The following is an 18,315-nucleotide window of genomic DNA, read 5'->3' on the forward strand; positions in this document are numbered from 1 at the left end:
GATAAAATGAGGCGGTTTACGAATGGTTGTTCGTCGGCCTTGTTGTCTGTGCACCGGCCACGAGGAGTCTGGGTCAGCTCCAGAGGGACCAGGACCCGTTGATTAACACATAAGCGGATATGAGGGCATTGGTCGTGGCGTGGGCGACCACGGCGTCGGTGAGATTTCCACGGCGGCGGACGGCGAAGGCATAAAGGAGGCCGGCGACGGTCCCCGCAAGCCAACGGCCGTGAAGGGCACCGAAGAGGATTGACGATCCGAGCAGGGCCAACGGGGTGAAGGATCCGGGGGGGATGCTCAGAAAATGAACCGATTGCAGTCGCCGGATCAGGTATCCGCGGAATGCAAGTTCTTCGGCCAGTGGAACCGTCAGCACCGAACCTGCAACGCGGAAGATCAGCCAGAGGGTTGCCCAGCCTCTGGGCAACCTTCGTAGGCCGTCGAGGAGGGCTGTCTCCGAGCGGGACTCGGCGTGAAGCGGTTCGAGCGCCATCCAGAGCACGAAAACGGCCAGGCCGATCAGCACGGCCCCCCAAGACCAGGTTCGACGCAGGTCGGCGTATTGTCGTCGGTAAATCCAGAGCACCAGCAACGCCGCTGGCACGCGCAACGGGTAGAGGAAATCGAAGCCGCTGGAGAATGCGCCAGTGACCATGGTTGTGGCGACGATGGCGAGCATTGGGATCAGGTACGCGGCGGTGGGAGAGGTAAAACTCGACTCGTTGCGGGACTGTGCTTCGACCGTGAACAGGGGCGATCGCCTGGCCATGAAGATGATGCCGAGTCCCACGGCGTTAAACGCCAGCCAACCTGCCTGCGAATGGAATCCGCCTCGGGCGATGGTCTCCGATCCCCAACTGCCGATCGCGACGAGTCCGGTGATTCGCAGAGCATTCGTCAGCCAGATCAGGGCGGTTCCAAGCGGGAGAAGGAGGAACGCTTGGGGGAACCGGAGGGTGCGGCGGAAAATCCAGAGACAGCCGCTCAGGAAGACCAAAATCAGGCCGATTCCCTCGTAACCGGAGCAGCCAGGCGCGATCCGGACTCGAAACTTTGCTGTCCCGACGACAAGGTCGGCAGGCCGGCAGACGACATCGCGCGTCACGAGGCTAAGCAGTCCCCGGACGAGATAGAGTGTGCCCTTGCCGAGCGGACGCCAGAGGAGATTTGTGGCCTGACCGGCTGCCCACGCCGCTATTCCAAAGGCCAGCCCAACCGAGAGGGCCACCGCGAGGTCGCGTCCCATCGTTCGCCAGAGTCGAGGCGGCACCACCGTCGCGACCCAAAGCCCGAATGTCGCCGCGCCCGTCGCGGCCCATACCGCGAGTAGCACGCGGGATGCGAAGGGCGAAACGCCGGCTCCTTCCACCAGCGCGGCGGTGATCAGGAAGAAGGCGGCGAAGAGCGCCGAGTGCCCCAGCAGATAAGCCCAGGCGACCTGAGTGCCTTGTGGCTCAATGAGGGCATCGCGCAGCCGGCGCCCGCAAAAGAGGGCCATTGCCACCAGAGACGCGATGGCGACTCGTGGCAGGTGATGGGACTGCCCGAGCAGCCACGCCCCCTCGGTATGCGCACCCAGGCTTGCCATGTCAAAGCGGATGGTCAGCCCAATCATCTCTGCCGGCAGCAAGGCAATCACCAGGCCCCAGCACGCCAAGGAGCGAAATCTTGCGGCCGACTGGCTTGTGGCGATGTTGACGGTCGCGGACAACGAGGTGGCTCCAGCCAGGATCGGTGGATAAGAGTAAGCAAGAATCAAGAGGCAAGCGCGACCGACTCGAGGCGATTGACCCTCAAGTGACCCCAGTGGGAGGGTCGCACTTGCCTCCACGGCCGAGGATTATTTGCGCCGGCAGCGGTCGGTCAGCAGCATCAGGCCGCCGCTGAGGAGCGTCATGGCTCCGGCGATCGAACCGGGATCGATCTCCGGCGCATCCAGGTCCCTCGAAGCCCAAGCTACGTTGCTGAGGGCGGCCACAACAAGCATGAGGCCACAAGTCCGCAATAGCCGATTGAACATTCTCGTTTTCATGCGTTTGCTCTCAATTTGAGTTGACGGAACCATAAACTTCCCCCGGGGCGCAGATGCCGACGGTGAGACCTCGTCAGGGAGGCTGCCTAAGAAAAAGCAAAGGGATCACGGCATGATCCCGATCGAATCACGCTCCTCACGCGACGATGAGCGAACAACCCGGACGCGGCCGGTAGTGAAAGCTCAGTGTCACGCAGGGTCGATGCGGACTGATTTATTGCTTGGTTTACCGGAGCCTGAAACACGCTGCACGCTGAAGCCGCCTCTCTCTCTGAGCGCGGCTTCGCTCGGCCCGACGCGGCCAATATGGGGACGCTGGGCGTTCACAACCCGATCTCGGGTCGCCTTGCAGGGGATCTCACTGCCCCGGATCCGACTCAGCGGGAGTCGACGAGAGCCACACCGCTCTCATTTATTGGATAACATGATTACGTGGAAAATCCTGAATCGGTGGCAAGCTAGCATTCAGAATCGCCGTTCGCAAGTACATGTTAAGTTTCCTGAAAAATAGGGTGATCGAATTCAACATGGATTGTCAAAATGGTGACGCAATAAATAACCGTTTTTGGTGCATGTGGCGTTTCTGTTGCGTTGCCACTGCCCGGATAAAGCGAAAAACGGCCAAACTTATGGGGCCTTAGGGCAGGCAGGATACGGGCAGGCCAGGCGACGATGGCCCGTGGCCGTATTGGGACGACGAAACCAGCACTCCCCGACTGTGCTCACTGGCAACGGAGAAGGCCAAAAAACGATCTCAGAGCGAATTTCTCGGCACGCCAAGGGGGGGGCAACATGCCGTTATGTATGATGATTGCTGCGGTTTGCGCGGTCATGCTCTCAGGAGGGGGCGACCCACTTACGGGTCAGAAAGCCTCTCGCGTCCTTCGGACAAAGCGACATCGCCGTCCTACTCACCAGGGCACTGGGCCGCACGATCTGAATCGTTGCACGGACCGTTTTGGAATCCTGTCTTGTTCGGAGCTGGTGCAACTTCGCACCCAGACAACACGTTGTTCATGCGTCAGAGCGAGATGCTAGGATGAGAGGCGGCCCGCGGTCAACGCGGAAGTGATAAAGTTGAAATTTTTCTTCACTTGAGATGCCCGCATCATTATGCCAGTAAAAGTCGGGCTTATTTAGAGACTGCCGTTGTTGGTGAAATGCCGCCACAAAAGAGGGCTCTGCTTCTTCCTGCCTGTCCGGCTGTTCCCGAATTTCATTCTTTGGTTGCCACGATACAAGCCAGCGAAAACAAAAAAAGAAAATGTGGATTGATGATTTTGTGTTGTGGCGGTTCGGGCGCGCTTTTGATTCTTGGTTGCAGTGTGTAAATGTTTAGGAAAAGGTCGTTTTCCGGGGAGAGCGATGGAGCTGAGGAGAAGACAAATGGGGAGCGGTCGCTTCCCTCATGTTATTATGGCGGCCGTCTTGGAGACTCGCGGCGCGAGCCGGCGAAGCGAGTTGATACTGGCTTGTACCCGCACGAAAAAAAGGAGACGAAAACGGATGCGTCCAACCGCCTGGTTGCTCTCGACCCTCATCGTTCCCCTCCTCGGGGCTTCCGCACTGGCTGTCGAGCCGAACACCGAGCGGCCCTACCTGCTCGAACGCGTTGACGACGCGGCCGTCACGCGGCTTTATGCGGACGGATTTACTAAACTGCCCCTTGACCAGAAGGTGTTGCTCTACCACCTCTATCAGGCTGCGGTGGCGGGACGCGACATCTACTACGATCAGCGCTACGTCCACTCGCTCGTGATGCGTGAAATTCTCGAATCCATCTTGACCCACAGCGCGGGGGTGGAACCGACGACGCTCGACGAGCTTCGCCGTTACACCAAGCTCTTCTGGCTGAACAGCGGGCCATACAACCACCTGACTGCGCGTAAGTTCGTCCTCAAGTGCACGCCTGAAGCGTTCGCAGCTGCGGCCAAGAGCGCGGCCAGGGCGGGGGCCATGTTCCCGACGAATCAGGGAGAGACTGTCGAATCGCTGCTCGAACGGCTTCGGCCGTCGTTCTTTGACGCGAGTTTCGAGCCCATTGTGACCAACAAGTCGCCGGGGCCGGGGAAGGACATCCTCGCCACCAGTGCGAATAACCTTTATGTCGGGGTCGAGATGAAGGATCTCGCCGGGTTCCGCGAGCAGTACCCGTTGAATTCACGCCTGGTCAAGCGCGACGGTCAGTTGGTGGAGGAACCGTACCGGGTCGGGGGCAAGTACAGCGAGCAGATTACTCGAATCGTGGGGCATCTGGAGGAAGCGGCCAAGCACGCGCCGGCGACCATGCGGGACGCCCTCCTGGCACTGGTTCAGTTTTACCAGACCGGCACGAACGCGGACCGCGAGAAGTATGACATCGCCTGGGTTCGCGACAAGGATTCGCCCGTCGACACGATTAATGGTTTTATTGAAGTTTATATGGATGCGAGGGGGGTGAAAGGCTCGTGGGAATCGGCCGTTTTCTTCGTCAACCAGGAGAAGACGGGAGAGATTCGCAAGCTCGCGGCCGATGCGCAGTGGTTCGAGGACCACATGCCCTGGCTCAAGGAGTATCGCAAGCCGAACGTCCAGGGGATCACGGCCAACGCGATTGAAGTGGTGATCGAGACGGGCGATTGCGGACCGATCACTCCGATTGGGATCAACCTGCCGAACGATCAGGAGGTTCGCGAGCGGTACGGGAGCAAGTCGGTCTCGCTCTCGAACGTCCTGGAGGCGAGCGACAAGTCAACTCCGACCACCTTTCGGGCCGAGTTCTCCTGGACCCCTGAGGAAGTCACGCGAGCGACCAAATGGAGCGTGCTGGGCGGAGAGCTCTTGGTCAACATGCACGAGGTGATCGGCCACGCCTCGGGACGGATCAACCCGAAACTCGAGGGGAAACCGCAGGACCTGCTCAAGGAGCAATACTCGGCCCTGGAAGAGGGGCGAGCCGACCTGGTGGCACTCTACTTCATGCCCGACCCCAGGCTTGCAGAGCTCGGCCTGGTTAAAGCCGAGGACCAGGCCGAGGTCACCCAGGCCGTCTACGAGAACTATACGCGCAACGCCTTGGTCCAGTTGCGCCGGATTCCGACGGGGGCGCAGATCGAGGAAGACCACATGCGGAACCGACAGATGGTGGTCCGCTGGCTGATGGATCATACCAAGGCGATTGACGTTCGCCAGCGGGACGGCAAGACGTTCTATGTCATGACCGATGCCAAGGCATTTCATGAAGGAGTCGGCAAGCTCTTGGCCGAGGTCCAGCGGATCAAGTCGGAAGGGGACTACGAGGCGGCCAAAAAACTCTTCGAGACCTACGGGATTCACTTTGATCCGAAGCTTCGGGACGAGGTTCAGGCGCGGGTCAAGACGCTCGACCTGCCATCCTATACCGGCTACGTCATGCCCCGGCTGACGCCGGTCAAGGGAGACGATGGCACGATTCGAGACGTGACGATCTCTTATCCCAAGGACCTGACCGAGCAGATGCTTGAGTTCTCGGCCGTGGGTAAGGCACGTTAGAATGTACGAATGAGGGTGCTTTGTAGGGTGGGTGCGGCCCACCTCTTCGTTTTCTCGGGGTGGGTAGGCTTCAGCCTGCCACCCCTTGATGGGACGGCAAGCTCGAGCCTACCCTACAACACCGATCCGGTCGCTGAGCGAAAACCTGGTGGGCCGTGCCCGCCTCTGCAAGCGTCAACAAGTGCCGAATCTCTGTTCGTCGGGAGGCGCCTGCGTGAGCTGTTGTTCCTGGTCGGCGGAGTTGGCGTCCCTTCCGCGATGTCCCTTGCGGCCTCGGCGTTTCAGGGGTTGACCTGGGCGGCCTTCGATCGTGGCTTGCAGCGTCTCTTCGAGGGCAAAGGGAGCTTGGGCCGTTGTCTTCCGGCTCCGGCTGAGGTGGGGAGCCGGGATTGGCGGAACGCTGGGGAGGTCGCTCACCCACTCGGTTTCGACCGTGAGCACGCTTGCGTCCGCTGCGCTCACCGGCACAACCTTGGGGGTATGCGGAGCCGTTGTGCTGGCAAAGCCCGCCTCAAAGCGCTCGGGTGCGATCAAGGGGCGGACTGCCGCCTCGACCGCACCGTCGCTGAAGGCGCGGACCAGAACGTCGCCATTCAACGCGTTGGCGATTGCCGCCAGGATCATCCCCTGGTCGAGGATCAGGATTCGATCGGAAACACGCCCTGTGATGACGTCCACGGAGTCGAGGAAGCCGTGGGGGCCGTAGACCACCGGGAACCGCTCGGTCATGGTCCGTAGGTTGGTCATGGTCTCGGCCGGTGCATACCGGAGCGCCAGGAGCGACGCGTGGGGCGTGACCACGCCCTCTCGCCCGTGCGCCGGCGGGTTGATGCTTGACCATGCGCCGACGCCTGGGACGCCGAAGGCGTAATAGCCTCCCTCGGGATCGCACGAGGCGGAAACGCCCCAGAAACCGAGTCGCGGGTCCTTCAGGCCAAAGTCGATCTGGGCCTTCACGTAGAGCGGATGGTTGACCCCCCAACTCTCGGGAGCCCACTCGGCTTCGGGGACGAACAGCGTGACCATCAAGGCCTCGAACATGGTGCCGTCCCAAGTCGGAACGAGCCGGATTCCGCGAACGTCTTGAGTCCCTTCCACCACGGGAACGCCGGCATAGTTTCGCGTCGGTGATCCGGGTGATCCCCCTGCGCGGTGCATGCGGTAGTAGTGCTCGCCGGGCAACTGCCCCCGGGCGATTCCCACGTAGCTGGCGATCCGGGGCTCGGTGTTCAACGTTCCATAATGAAACTCTGTGAACGCTTGTTCGTCGGGCCAGTAACCGCCGCGAAGCAGGCCGGGGTGTGCGACCGGATTGCTGGCGTCGTACGGGTTGTAGAAGAAGGCGAAATTCATGGGGTCGAGGAGCGGCTCAACCACGGGCCGGAGGTCGGGCCGGGCATTGTTGAGGACCATCAGGGCGGCCGCCAACCAGCCGTTATCCACGCTCGAGAGGAAAGGGCGGACCGGACCACCTCCCGGCCAGGTCGTTGATTTCTCGCCGCTGGTTGGGTCGTACCAGTTGTAGTAGAAACCGTTCGAGCGCTCGAGTCGAGAAATGGCCTCAAGGGTTCGCGAGAGCCGACGGCTCGACTCATCCCGGGTGATCAGGCCGAGGTTTTCTGCGGCCAAGGTGCTCCAGAGATAGGCCGCGATGTTTGATGGCGAGGTGAGCCCGGTCGGAATCCAGACGTCCCCCTCGCGTCGGAGCGAGTCGGCCGGCAGGTCGACTCCGGACGTGATCGCTTCGATCGAGCGCCAGGTGTCTCGTGCGTAGGTGGCCAACTGCACGCGGTCTTCCGGTCCGAGCCCACCTGGTTCGGCCATTGCAACGGCCGGACTGAGCAGAGTGAGTGCCATGGTAGCGGCGACCTTACGTGGGATCATTGGGATTCACTCCATGTCACCTTCGATGCGCGGTCGGACCGGGCTCACTCACGGATGTTCCGGTCTGAGCAGATCAGATCAAGACGCGGAGAACAGGTCATCGAGGGATCGCATGTGTACTCTTGCTACGAAGTTCACTCGCTTTCGGTTCGCACCTGGCATCGTCCCGTTGAGGGGAATTCCTTCCCGGACGCCTTGGTCCCAAAACGCTTGGCACGGAGCTTCTACGGCCTCCTGATCCTGTTGGGACTGTAGGAGATCGGTTTTTTGCAACACGAGGCATCCAGGCACGACGATGGATGCCGGCTTCGTGGAAACGCGAACGCGCGGCACTGGTGGAGCCGCAGAGGCCCCGGGCTTCCGAGGGAAACCCCGGAGGACTCCTATCAGGAATTATCGGCCTGAATCTCGTTCAGAACGATTCTGAATGGAAAATGTGGGATGGCGGCCGTGTTTCAAGTTTCGCACATCTTTCGAGGTTTTTGCCCTTCAGGGCGAAAAAAGAGAGAGAGACCGCACCGGACCTTAGAGGCAGTAGAGCTTCCGCTTGCGGTAGAGCGTGCTGACGTCGATGCCCAAGATCTGCGCCGCTTCGTCGAGGCTGGAGGTGGAGGCGAGGAGCCGCCTGATGTGTTCGATTTCGACTTGTTCCAGGCTCACCGCCTCGCCGACCCCGATTGCATTCACGGGACCACGTTGCGACCGGGATTGGGCGATCCGTTCCGGCAGGTCGTTCCGGCCGACTTCGGGGCCGGGGGCGAGGATCGCGGCCCGCTCGACGGCGTTGCGGAGTTCGCGGAGATTGCCCGGCCAGGTGTGTTGCGTGAGGGCGGCCCGAGCCTCGGTGTCGAAGCCGGTCAGGCGGCGGTTGGTCTGGAGGGCGAAGAAGGCGAGCAGGTGCTCGGCCAAAGGGAGCAGGTCGGTCCGTGAGCGGAGCGGTGGGAGTGTCAGTTCGACCACGTTGAGGCGGTAAAGCAAGTCTTCACGGAAGGTCCCGGCGGCGACGGCTTCCTCGAGCCCTCGGTTGGTGGCGGAGAGCAGCCGAACGTCGGCGGTCCGAGTCTTCGACTCACCCACGCGCTCGTACCGTTTCTCCTGGAGGAACCGGAGCAGTTTCGGTTGCAGGGCAGGGGGGAGGTCGCCGACCTCGTCCAGGAAGAGGGTGCCTCCCTCGGCGGCGGCGACTTTGCCGGCGGTCTCGCGGACCGCGCCCGTAAAGGCCCCTTTGGCGTGGCCGAACAAGTCGCTTTCGAGCAATTCCGGGCTCAGGCTGGGACAGCTCACCGTTACGAACGGTTCTTGGAGGCGGCGGCTCCACGCATGCAAGGTGCGGGCGAGCACACCTTTCCCCGTGCCGTTTTCACCTCGGATGAGCACGGCGGCGTCGGACGAGGCCACCACCCGGGCGAGTTCCAGAAGGCGCTTCATCTGAGGATCGGGGCTGTCGAGCTCGACCTCGGGGATTTCGGACCGCACCCGTTCCGTCAGGCCGGCTACCTGATCGCGCAGGCCGCGGACTTTGGCGACCCGTTCGAGAGTTCCGCGGACTTGGGCGGGGGTGAAGGGCTTCGGCAGATAGTCGAACGCGCCTCGGCGCATCGCTTCGACCGCGGTGTCGACGCTGGCGTGGGCCGTGATGATGACGATCGCCAGGCGAGGCAGCTGGGTCAACAGTGGTGCGATCAGGTCGAGCCCTGACTCGTCGCCGAGGCGCACGTCGAGCAACGCAGCGTCGAACGGATGCCGTTCGACGTGGCGGAGGGCGGAAGGGGGCGAGTCCGCCTCTTCGACCGCGTGTCCCATCGCCTCCAACGCCACCCGCAGCGTGCGGCGGATGTTGGGTTCATCATCCACGATCAGGACGCGCATGGTGGCGGATCCAGGGAGAATCGAGTCAGGATCCGCTCGTTTCCCCGGCCTCCTCGTTCTTCTTTTTCTCGAGTTGGACCGAGACCGAGTTGATGCAATAACGCAGTCCCGTGGGAGCCGGCCCGTCATTGAAGACATGCCCGAGGTGCCCGCCGCATCGGCTGCACGTCACCTCCGTGCGGATCATGCCGTGGCTGACGTCGCGATGCTCATCGATCCGCTTCGCGTCGAGCGCCTGATAAAAGCTTGGCCAGCCACAGCCCGAGTCGAACTTCACGTCCGATTCAAAGAGCTCTTGGCCACAACCCGCACAGTGATAGACGCCCGGAGTCTTGGTGTTCCAGTAGGCGCCCGTGAAGGCGCGTTCCGTCCCCTTTTCGCGGAGGACGTGGTACTGCTCGGGGGTCAATTGCTCGCGCCATTGCTGATCCGTCTTGGCGTCGTTGTCGGCCATCTGCGTCGCTCCACTTTGGCCTACTGAGATCGGTTCTACGAGAGCGTCGGAAATAAGGAGATATCCGCAAAAGATTACGGAGAAATCGGCCTGGGCAGCTCCGAACGGGCGACCGTCATTGCCATCCCTCGGTTTTCACGTTCGCCCTTCGGGTTGCAAGGATACGAGTATGACGCTTCTGCTGGCCCTTGATGAGTTGCCTGGCATGTCGATCACTTCACGGCATCTTTTCGCTTGAACGCCAGCCATTCCTTGCCGGTGCCCGAGTCCAGATCACGAAAGAGGGCGTCGATCTCCGAAGATTTGGGGGTTCCCGCCTTCTCGCGTTCGACCCCTTTTTTGGCTAGATTCACGGTTGCCTCCCCCCACTCTTTATTGGCCAGGCCATAGCTCAAGGCGGCGTAATACCAGACCCGAGCGTCGTTCTCGTTTGTCTTCTCGAGCTTCGCGAAGATGTCGTAGGCTTGCTGATACTGTCCTTTTTTGAAGAGCTCGGCCCCGTCCAACAAGGCGTTGCCCGCGAGGTTCGCGTCGACGTTTTCCAGGGCGAGTTCGCTGGCCGCCGGAACGGCAGTTGGGGTGCTGCTGATTGGTGTTGAGGTCGGTGCGGTATTCCCCTTCTCGGGTTCCGCCGCCTTGGTTTCCAGCGATCCGAGCTCACCCTTGAGATCATTGACCGATGTTTCGAGTCCCTCGATCCGCGTGCTGATCCCATCGATTCGTTTGGCGAGTGGATCGATCGTGGTCATCGCCTTGGCGACGTCGTCGATCTGCTGGCGAATGGGAGTGAGGTCGGCCGGTGCGGCCCCCTTCGACGAGACGTCATCGAGCTGTTTCTCAAATTCGTCTACCTGTTCCGCGAGCTCGCCGAGCCGGGTTTTCAGCGGGTCGAGTTCCGTCGCACTCAGGCTTGGCGTGGCTTCCTCCGGTGCGGCTGTCGAGGCGGTCACAGCCGGTGACTTATTGTCCCGAAAGAAATGATCGTAGGCCCAGGTGCCCAACAGGCCGAACAAGAGCGAAACAACGGCCGCCGCAACGAGCACGGTGGTGAGGGAAGGCGCATTCTCAGCCGGGGGTTGAGGTGCGGGGCCCTCGGCGCGCGGTGGCCGCTGGCTCGGTCGCTCGAGCTGCCCGGGGATGGGAGGGGTCGACGAAAGGGAACTTGATGCCGGAACCGACGAGGGTTCAACCACCGTCTCCTCGAGACGGGCCGCGGCGTTTTCCGGCTCAGGAAGAGACGATTTCTCGACCGGCGGCGGAGTGAGTTGGCTCTCCGCGACCGGCGATTCGACCGGTTCAAGGGGCGGCGGCACGTCTTTCAACGGTTCCTCGCCGGTGCCACGAGCCGGCTCTGTCGGAGGAGCCGGACGTTCGGGGACGTCGATATCCCCTTGAAGCTCGAGCAGCGCCATATTGATGGCGTTGGACTTCGGGGCGGCGGTCGCTTCGGGGCCGGTCCCGGACCGCGGTGGAACCGTCGGACTGCCGTGCGTCGCATCCTCCGGCCTTGAAGGCTCGTTGTGAGCCATGGGGTGAACCCCCGCGGCCGGGAGAGGGGGCATTGTTCGTCGGTCTTTGGGAGGTGTCGACATGGTTCTGCTCGTGGTCTTGATGATTGATTGATGGTTCACTCAATCGCACGATGAAATCCAGCCTACCGAGACGGCGTCCGGGGGGCGTCTCGAGGCCCGAGCTCCCTGCGCTAGGGAACACGTTCCGTGGGCTTGAGAGCTAGCTCAGCGCTGGGCGGCCCTGCGGAAATAGTCGACCCATTTTTTGACGCTCGGCTCAGTTACGCTGGCCAGGCTGGCGTCGATCAGAGCCTTGGCGGGCGTGCCGGCCTTCTCGCGTTCGACCGCTTTATTGAAGAGACGGATCGTTTCGTCCTTCCATTGGTTCGTGGCCAGGGCATGGCTCAGCGCGGCGTAGTACCAGACCCGGGCGTCGTCGGGCCGGGACACCGTCAGCGCACGAAAAAGGTCGCTCGCCTCCTTGTACCTTGATGCTTTGAACGCGTTGATCCCCGTCGTGATGTCTCCATCTGACGGTGTCTCGGGGTGATGGGTGGGGAATGCCGTCTGTCCTGAGTCCGCTGCCCGCTTCCTCTGCTCCTTCACGGCCACGACCTGTTCGCGAAAACTCGCGACCTGCTTGTCTGTGGCGGCGACCCGGGCGTCGAGGCTCTCGACCTTCTTGGTGAGGAGAGCCAGGGCCGCAGTCGATTGGGCGAGCTCGTTCATCTTGGTTCGAATTGCGTTCAGCTCGGAGGGAGGATTGGAACTGGTTTCAACCCGCTCTTGGAGCTTCTTGAGGCGGGTTGAGAGCCGTTCGATTTCCGTCTTGAGCGTGTTCACGGAGTCGGCCGGCGAGGCGGCTGCGGAACGATCTGTTGCAGCCGGGTTCTCGGCCAACGAGTGCGTCGTGGAGGCGGCCACGATCGCCAACAATGCGCAAACCCCGACGATCATCGGGATCGCCGGGGTTTGCGTTTTGCAGGCGGCAGGGCAGGTCTCGCGATTTTTGAGAGGGCCCACCATAGGATCGAACCTTCCGGGGTATGAGAGGCCTGGCGAATCCGGAGAGGTGGAAACGATCGTGTCGGGCTTCACGCTACCGCCGAGGCGAAGGGCGACCTTTTTCGGTTGCGTCCTTAGCGGGCTCGCGGACGCCGAAGCGGGTGACGACGTAGGTCCCACTCTTCGGGTTGCGTTCGATGTCGACCACGCCTTGGTTGTCTGCTTCTTCCAGGAGATGAGTGAAACTGCGATAGCCGTAGTAGCTTTCGTCGAACGACGGCTTCTTCCGCTTCATCGTATCCTTGATCATTGACGCATAGAGAACCTCATGGTTCTCGCGTCTCAACGCGTTGCAGGCCTCGATGAGGAGCGTGTAAACCTCGCGTTTTCGCTCCGGCATGTCGGCGAAGACATTGACCGCCAGTTCCTGCTCATCCTGTTCCTGGCGCTCGAGGTCTTCGTAATAGATGAATTCGTCGCAGTTGTCGCGCAGCAGGTTGGACGTCGAGCCTTTCATCCCCAGGCCGATGACGTGCTTGCCGTTTTCTTTGAGCTTGGACGCAAGTGGAGAGAAGTCGGAGTCGCCCGATACGATCACGAAGGTGTCGATGTGGGGCTTGCTCCAGGCCAGGTCCATCGCGTCGACGACCAGCCGGATGTCGGCCGAGTTCTTCCCGGTCTGGCTGCGTTTGGGGATCTCGATCAGCTCGATCGCGGCTTCGTGGAAGGGAGCCGTGTAGTTTTGATAACGGTTCCAGTCGGCGTAAGCCTTTTTGACGATCAGCTTTCCTTTTTCCACCAACCGTTCGAGAACCTTCTGAATTTCAAATTTGGTCTTGCGCTGGTGCTGAAACCCCATGGCGAGGTTTTCCAGGTCCACAAAGACCGCGAGGCTGCGTTCCCGCTCGGTTTTTGACATGAATCGCTCAACTACCCGCGGCATTGCGAAAGCCCAGCCACGTGGGACGAATTTCTCTCCCGCTCGCCCACGAGGAGTGGGAGGAAGAGCGGAGGGAACTTCCAACTTACGTCGGAAGTCTCTGTGCCGCAACCCGGCACGGCGCGAGGAAGTTCGCGGGCCGGCCGGATTGTCTCATCCGCTCAATCGGTCGGTCAGAAGGTCCCGTGCCAGGCGACTTAGCCGGCACCCCCACCGAACCAACCACCACCGGCGTAGAGGTCGCGCACCGTGCGTCGGGGGCGAGATTCATTGACGGTCAACTTCCGCTCACGAAACTCCGATCCGTTCAAAGCCGCAATTGCCGCTTTGGCTTCAGAGTCGCTAGGCATCTCCACCATGCCGAATCCACGAGACTGACCGGTCCTCGACTTGACCTGCACTTCAGCCAGCGTCACCGCACCCAGCGGGTCGAACAAGGCCCGCAAATCATCGGAAGTCACTGCGTAATCCAAGTTTCCGACATAAATCATCATGACGGGCTTCAACTCCTCTTCAAACGAGACGACGGAAATCACCAATCAAGACAGACACGTCCTCGAACGCCCGGAAATGGAAGTCAAGGCGACCCCACGTCCTGACGTCAACAAGGCGGTCTTGTCTCGACAACAACCAATAAAGCAAAAGCGCCGGTGGCCCCACCCGAGGGGCAGGTCAGGCGTGCAGTCATCCCTCAAAAACGATAACGGAAGGCGCTCGGGACGGGGCTGCGTCGCCGCAATAGATTTCGCCACCCCTCACACGCGACCTCAGCGATCATGGCAGTTTAACGGATATGAGGCGGGCCTGCCAGGGGCATCCGGCTTCCGCTCCGCGCCGTACTCCTGGAGGGCTGACCGTGAGCGACACGCTTTCGCTTTCGTTGAGGAGCGTGAACAGGGTCGAGGGTCGAAGGGATTTGGGGGCAATGAGACGTGGTACTTTCGCGATTGCCATAAAAAAACCCCGGCCGGAGGAACGGCCGGGGAAACGGCTTTGACTTGACGATTCGATCAAGCCTGCGGGGCCGCCTTGACGGGAGCCTGCGGGGCCGGAAGCGGCGCGGGGACAACCTTCGAGGGGGCCTGGGGGGCCGGGACAACCACGGGAGCCTGAGGAGCCGGAGCAACCTTCGAGGGAGCTTCAGGCGCCGGAGCTACCTTGGTGGGGGCCTGGGGGGCCGGGACAACCACGGGAGCCTGAGGAGCCGGAGCAACCTTCGAGGGAGCTTCAGGAGCCGGGGCGACCTTCGAGGGAGCCTGAGGAGCCGGAGCAACCTTCGAAGGAGCTTCAGGTGCCGGGGCAACAACCACGGGGGCCTGAGGCGCCGGAGCTACCTTGGAGGGAGCCAGAGGAGCGGGGGCGACCTTCGAAGGGGCCTGGGGCGCCGGGGCAACAACCACGGGGGCCTGAGGCGCCGGGGCTACCTTGGTGGGAGCCAAAGGAGCGGGGGCAATCTTCGAGGGGGCCTGGGGTTCGGGCAAGACCTTGGCCGGGGTCTGCGCTGTTTGCGCCATGGCCGATGAGGCCAGACCAAAGGCTACCGTAGCACCGGCGATACTAAACAGGCGGCGGAAGTTCATGAATGGTGTCTCCTCAACGAGGTGCGAAGCCAAACTCAACCGGCTACTTGCGATCGGACCCACACCCGATCGAGTATGGTTTGCTCTATTATACATGATCGATAACTGCGAATTCTGGGCGTTTTACAGATTTTTCGAAGAATATTCGGATATTTGTGGTGGCCGTAGGCTGCGGTGAATATGACGGCAAATTCGGTGCCTGTTTTTGGGATTTCTTTCTGGCTTGCCGAAATCCATTAGACAGGGCGGGCGTCTCCACGAATCGCCCCCCTTCGACTCAGGGAGGAGCCCCAGGGATTCCGATGAGAAATTCTGACATATTGTCGGCGCCGAGGTAGGCCCAAGTTCTCGGCCTTGAGCGGATTGTGCGGGAGCGGGTATAACAATGCGGATGCCGTGAGTGGCGACAATGGCGTGTCTGGTCGCTCGGCGCAACTCAATTCTCAAGTGGACGTTAGTGGTTGCCGACGTCCAGGGAGACGGACTCGTGCCCCTCACACCGACTCAGCCCCGGTCGGGCCGCGACCGGCTGACGCCGGCACTTGCCCTCGGTTTCCTCTTTGCCGTTTGGCCCGGTTGGGTCCACGCGCAGGAGGGCTCGCAGGACAATCCCGGCGCGGTCTCGTCGGCGCGGACCGAACCGGTCCCCGAGGGCCTGAACTACGCCAACGGGCTCTTTCGCGACCGTCGTTACGAGTTGGCGGCCGAGGAGTACGAGCGGTTCCTGAGCGAGTCGCCCAAGGGGGCTCACGCTGACGAGGCACGATTTGGCCTGGCCAACGCCCGGCTCTTTCAGGGGCAGTATGACAAGGCCCGTCGTCAATTCGAGGCGTTTCTCGAGGCGGCTCCTCAGCATGCCAACCGGCTGACCGCTCTGTATCGGGTCGGTGAGACCTCTTACATGCTGGGTGATTTGCCTGTCGCGCGGCGGGCTCTGGAGTCATTCACCGCCACCGCCAAGGGGCATCGGAATCTCGAGACGGCCTGGCCCTATCTGGGGGAGGTCTGCCTGCGGATGCAGGACCTGCCACGAGCCACACAGGCCTATGAGCAGGCGCTCCGGCTGCACCCGAATGGCCGGCTGGCTGATCGGTCGCGATTCGGCCTGGGACGAACTTTGGCTCTCCAAGGGAAGTCGGCCGAGGCGGTCAAGATTCTCACGGAACTGGCCGAGAAGGGGGGAGGCGACTGGTCGGACCGCGCCTGGCTTCAGATCGGACAGTCCCAGGCCGAGGCCAAGCAGTTCGCCAAAGCCGTGGAAGCCTTTGAGACCTTGGAGCGGGTCACGCCCAAGAGCCCGCTGGTTGGTGAGGCCCGACTCGGTCGCGCGGCGGCCTTGATTCTGCTCGATCGTCGTGGGGAAGGGGAGACCCTCTTGAGCGGCCTGATGGCCGACTCTTCTCAGAACCTGGCCGCGCAGGCCGCGTTCGCACTCGGGAGCTCGCAACTGGAAGCGGGCCGTGCGGCCGAGGCGCTCGCGACGTTCGACCAGGCTTCGGAAAAGTTCGCCAAGACGGCGATGGCGCCTGCCCTGATTTTCCGCTCGGGTGAAGCCGCACAGAAGCTTGGCCAGTTGGATGAAGCGCGGGCTCGGTTCGAGAAGGCGGCGGAGTCGAATCCGAAGCACCCCTGGGCCGACGACGCCTTGATTCGGGCCTCGCGGCTGGCGTTGGAGGCCGGTGATCAGGCGGCGGCGAAGGCGCTTGCCGCCTCGTTCGCGACCAAGTTTCCTGACAGTCCCCTCCGCGCCGACGCGAAGCTGATCGAGGGGCAGGTGGCGTATAACACGGAGGGGGGAGCCAAGCAGGCGATTCAGATTCTGAGTCAATTGCTGGCGGAAGCGAAGCCGGCCCCCGAGACGGCGCAGTCTGCGCTCTACTACCTGGGGCTGGCCTATCGGGCGGATGGTCAGAAAGCGAAATCGGACGAGGTGCTCGATTCGCTGCTCAAGACCCCCGCAGCGCCTGCCGCGGCCAACGCTCAGTATCTCGTGGGCCAGGGGCACTTTGAGGCGAAGCGGTTTGCCGAGGCCATTCCTGCCTTGGAAAAATATCTCGCCGGCAATTCCAACGGCGAAGTCGCCGCCAATGCCATGACCTACATCGTGTGGTCGCGCCTCGAGCTCGGCCAGATTGATGAGGCTTCCACGGTGCTCAGCCGCTTGGCCCAACGCTTCCCCAAGTCCGAGACGTTGGCCTCAACCCGGCTCCGGCTGGGTTGGGCCTTGCTGGAGGGGGGACGCCCGGTCGAGGCCGCCGCAGAATTCGCCACGCTGCTCGACGCGGCACCCGACGATAAACTGGCCCCCGAAGCCGCACTCGGCAGGGCCCAGGCGTTGCAAGCGGCCAAACAACCTGAGGACGCCCTGAAAGCGTTTGCCCTCATCGTCGAGAAATATCCGAAGTCCGACCAAGGGGTCCAGGCCGACCTCGCTCGGGCCCGGTTGCTGGTCGAACTTGCGCGGCCCGCCGAGGGGGCCGAGATTTTCCAGCGCTACCTCACCGATCACCCTGACCGTGCTGCCAAAGCGCCCAAGGGGGCCGAACCTGACGCTGTGCTGGCCGAGTGGGGCTGGGCCTTGCTCGACGCCGACAAGCCGGCGGAGGCCGACCGCGTCTTCGGTCGTCTCTTGAGCGAGCATCCCGAGAGCAGTCGCGCCGCGGATGCACGACTCATTCTCGCCCAATCCGCCTACGATGCAAAGACTTATGGCGAAGTCGTGAGCCTGCTCACACCCCTCGTGGCTGAGGGGGCCAACACTGCGCCTCGGCTTTTGCCCTCGGCCCTCTTCTTGATGGGGCGGGCCCACGATAAACGCGCGGAGCTGGACGAGGCAGCCAAGGCGATCGACCGCCTGCTCAAGGAATTTCCCGAGGACCGGTTTCGTCGCGAGGCCCGGTTCTTGAGGGCCGACATCGCCTTGAAGGGGGGGGACGCCGAGGCGGCCGCCCTTGGATTCGAGGCGCTCGCCGTCGAACCTGCGGCCGAAACCGATCCCGAGCGGTTTGGCGTTGCGGTTCGCCGAGGGCGGATCCAGAGCCTGGTCGCGCTCAAGCAATGGGAGAAGGTGATCGAGGCCGCCGCCGACTTCAAGTCGTTCGGGGCCAAGGATCCGCTGATCGCCGAGGTCGAGTACGATCGCGGCCGGGCTTTGCAGCAACTCTCCCGGTTCGACGAGGCGCTCGCGGCTTACCAGGCGGTGATCGATGCCCGCAAGGGGGGAGACCTCGCCGCCCGTGCCCAGTTGATGCGTGGTGAATCGTACTTCTGGGCGAAGCAATATAAGGAAGCGCTCCGCGAATATTTCCGCGTGGCGACCCTCTACGACGCCCCCGCCTGGCAGGCCACCGCGCTGCTTGAGGCGGGAAAAGTTTATGAACGACTCGACCAGTGGGCGGTGGCCGCCGAAACTTATGAAGAGCTGCGCTCCAAGTTCCCCAAGGAACCGACCGCCTCGGAGGCCAAGACCCGGCTCGAGGCGGCGCGGAGGCATGCCCAGGTTTCCTCGGAGACCGAGACGCGCTGACGAC

12 protein-coding genes are annotated in these 18,315 nt (G+C 62.2%); 2 read left to right on the forward strand and 10 right to left on the reverse strand.

The window, feature by feature from the left end; translation table 11 throughout:
* Positions 1-73: 73 nt before the first annotated feature.
* Together xrtE and SINAC_RS22945 are read right to left on the reverse strand one after the other, a co-directional pair.
* Complete coding sequence (gene xrtE / locus SINAC_RS22940; RefSeq protein WP_015247972.1) at positions 74-1,711, reverse strand: exosortase E/protease, VPEID-CTERM system; 1,638 nt, start codon at positions 1,709-1,711, stop codon at positions 74-76.
* Positions 1,712-1,840: 129 nt separating this feature from the next.
* Entirely contained in the window at positions 1,841-2,032 is a 192-nt protein-coding gene (locus tag SINAC_RS22945) for a hypothetical protein (protein ID WP_015247973.1), read from the reverse strand.
* A gap of 1,506 nt (positions 2,033-3,538) precedes the next feature.
* Here SINAC_RS22945 and SINAC_RS22950 point away from each other — a divergent pair.
* Entirely contained in the window at positions 3,539-5,542 is a 2,004-nt protein-coding gene (locus tag SINAC_RS22950) for a dipeptidyl-peptidase 3 family protein (protein ID WP_015247974.1), read from the forward strand.
* A gap of 174 nt (positions 5,543-5,716) precedes the next feature.
* On the opposite strand, the gene SINAC_RS22955 is transcribed toward SINAC_RS22950, so the two are convergent.
* From SINAC_RS22955 to SINAC_RS22990, 8 genes are all read right to left on the reverse strand, one after another.
* Positions 5,717-7,426, reverse strand: a complete 1,710-nt coding sequence (locus SINAC_RS22955) for a glucoamylase family protein (RefSeq protein WP_015247975.1) — start codon at positions 7,424-7,426, stop codon at positions 5,717-5,719.
* Between the two features lie 525 nt (positions 7,427-7,951).
* Entirely contained in the window at positions 7,952-9,295 is a 1,344-nt protein-coding gene (locus SINAC_RS22960; RefSeq protein WP_015247976.1) for a sigma-54-dependent transcriptional regulator, read from the reverse strand.
* A gap of 25 nt (positions 9,296-9,320) precedes the next feature.
* Positions 9,321-9,749, reverse strand: a complete 429-nt coding sequence (gene msrB, locus SINAC_RS22965) for a peptide-methionine (R)-S-oxide reductase MsrB (protein WP_015247977.1) — start codon at positions 9,747-9,749, stop codon at positions 9,321-9,323.
* Positions 9,750-9,961: 212 nt separating this feature from the next.
* Positions 9,962-11,278: a tetratricopeptide repeat protein gene (locus SINAC_RS38170; protein ID WP_154673873.1), complete on the reverse strand. Its 1,317-nt coding sequence runs from the start codon at positions 11,276-11,278 to the stop codon at positions 9,962-9,964.
* Between the two features lie 207 nt (positions 11,279-11,485).
* Complete coding sequence (locus SINAC_RS22975) at positions 11,486-12,286, reverse strand: hypothetical protein (protein WP_015247979.1); 801 nt, start codon at positions 12,284-12,286, stop codon at positions 11,486-11,488.
* Positions 12,287-12,359: 73 nt separating this feature from the next.
* Positions 12,360-13,184 carry an NYN domain-containing protein gene (locus SINAC_RS22980; protein WP_015247980.1) on the reverse strand — a complete coding sequence of 275 codons (825 nt, stop codon included), beginning with the start codon at positions 13,182-13,184 and terminating at the stop codon, positions 12,360-12,362.
* A 218-nt stretch (positions 13,185-13,402) separates the two neighbouring features.
* Positions 13,403-13,699 carry an RNA recognition motif domain-containing protein gene (locus SINAC_RS22985; RefSeq protein WP_015247981.1) on the reverse strand — a complete coding sequence of 99 codons (297 nt, stop codon included), beginning with the start codon at positions 13,697-13,699 and terminating at the stop codon, positions 13,403-13,405.
* A gap of 516 nt (positions 13,700-14,215) precedes the next feature.
* Positions 14,216-14,785: a hypothetical protein gene (locus SINAC_RS22990; protein WP_015247982.1), complete on the reverse strand. Its 570-nt coding sequence runs from the start codon at positions 14,783-14,785 to the stop codon at positions 14,216-14,218.
* A gap of 487 nt (positions 14,786-15,272) precedes the next feature.
* Between SINAC_RS22990 and SINAC_RS22995 the strand changes: the two genes are divergently transcribed.
* The gene (locus SINAC_RS22995; protein WP_237722853.1) at positions 15,273-18,311 is read left to right on the forward strand and encodes a tetratricopeptide repeat protein; all 3,039 of its coding nucleotides are present in this window, start codon (positions 15,273-15,275) and stop codon (positions 18,309-18,311) included.
* Positions 18,312-18,315: the final 4 nt, after the last annotated feature.

Source organism: Singulisphaera acidiphila DSM 18658 (assembly GCF_000242455.2).
Classification (GTDB): domain Bacteria; phylum Planctomycetota; class Planctomycetia; order Isosphaerales; family Isosphaeraceae; genus Singulisphaera; species Singulisphaera acidiphila.

Excerpts from the sequence above, each read along its gene's own strand:
- SINAC_RS22945 (WP_015247973.1), bottom strand. The coding sequence starts at position 2,032 with ATGAAAACGAGAATGTTCAATCGGCTATTGCGGACTTGTGGCCTCATG.
- SINAC_RS22990 (WP_015247982.1), bottom strand. The coding sequence starts at position 14,785 with ATGAACTTCCGCCGCCTGTTTAGTATCGCCGGTGCTACGGTAGCCTTT.
- SINAC_RS22960 (WP_015247976.1), bottom strand. The coding sequence starts at position 9,295 with ATGCGCGTCCTGATCGTGGATGATGAACCCAACATCCGCCGCACGCTG.
- SINAC_RS38170 (WP_154673873.1), bottom strand. The coding sequence starts at position 11,278 with ATGGCTCACAACGAGCCTTCAAGGCCGGAGGATGCGACGCACGGCAGT.
- msrB (WP_015247977.1), bottom strand. The coding sequence starts at position 9,749 with ATGGCCGACAACGACGCCAAGACGGATCAGCAATGGCGCGAGCAATTG.
- SINAC_RS22955 (WP_015247975.1), bottom strand. The coding sequence starts at position 7,426 with ATGATCCCACGTAAGGTCGCCGCTACCATGGCACTCACTCTGCTCAGT.
- SINAC_RS22980 (WP_015247980.1), bottom strand. The coding sequence starts at position 13,184 with ATGTCAAAAACCGAGCGGGAACGCAGCCTCGCGGTCTTTGTGGACCTG.
- SINAC_RS22975 (WP_015247979.1), bottom strand. The coding sequence starts at position 12,286 with ATGGTGGGCCCTCTCAAAAATCGCGAGACCTGCCCTGCCGCCTGCAAA.
- SINAC_RS22950 (WP_015247974.1), top strand. The coding sequence starts at position 3,539 with ATGCGTCCAACCGCCTGGTTGCTCTCGACCCTCATCGTTCCCCTCCTC.
- SINAC_RS22985 (WP_015247981.1), bottom strand. The coding sequence starts at position 13,699 with ATGATGATTTATGTCGGAAACTTGGATTACGCAGTGACTTCCGATGAT.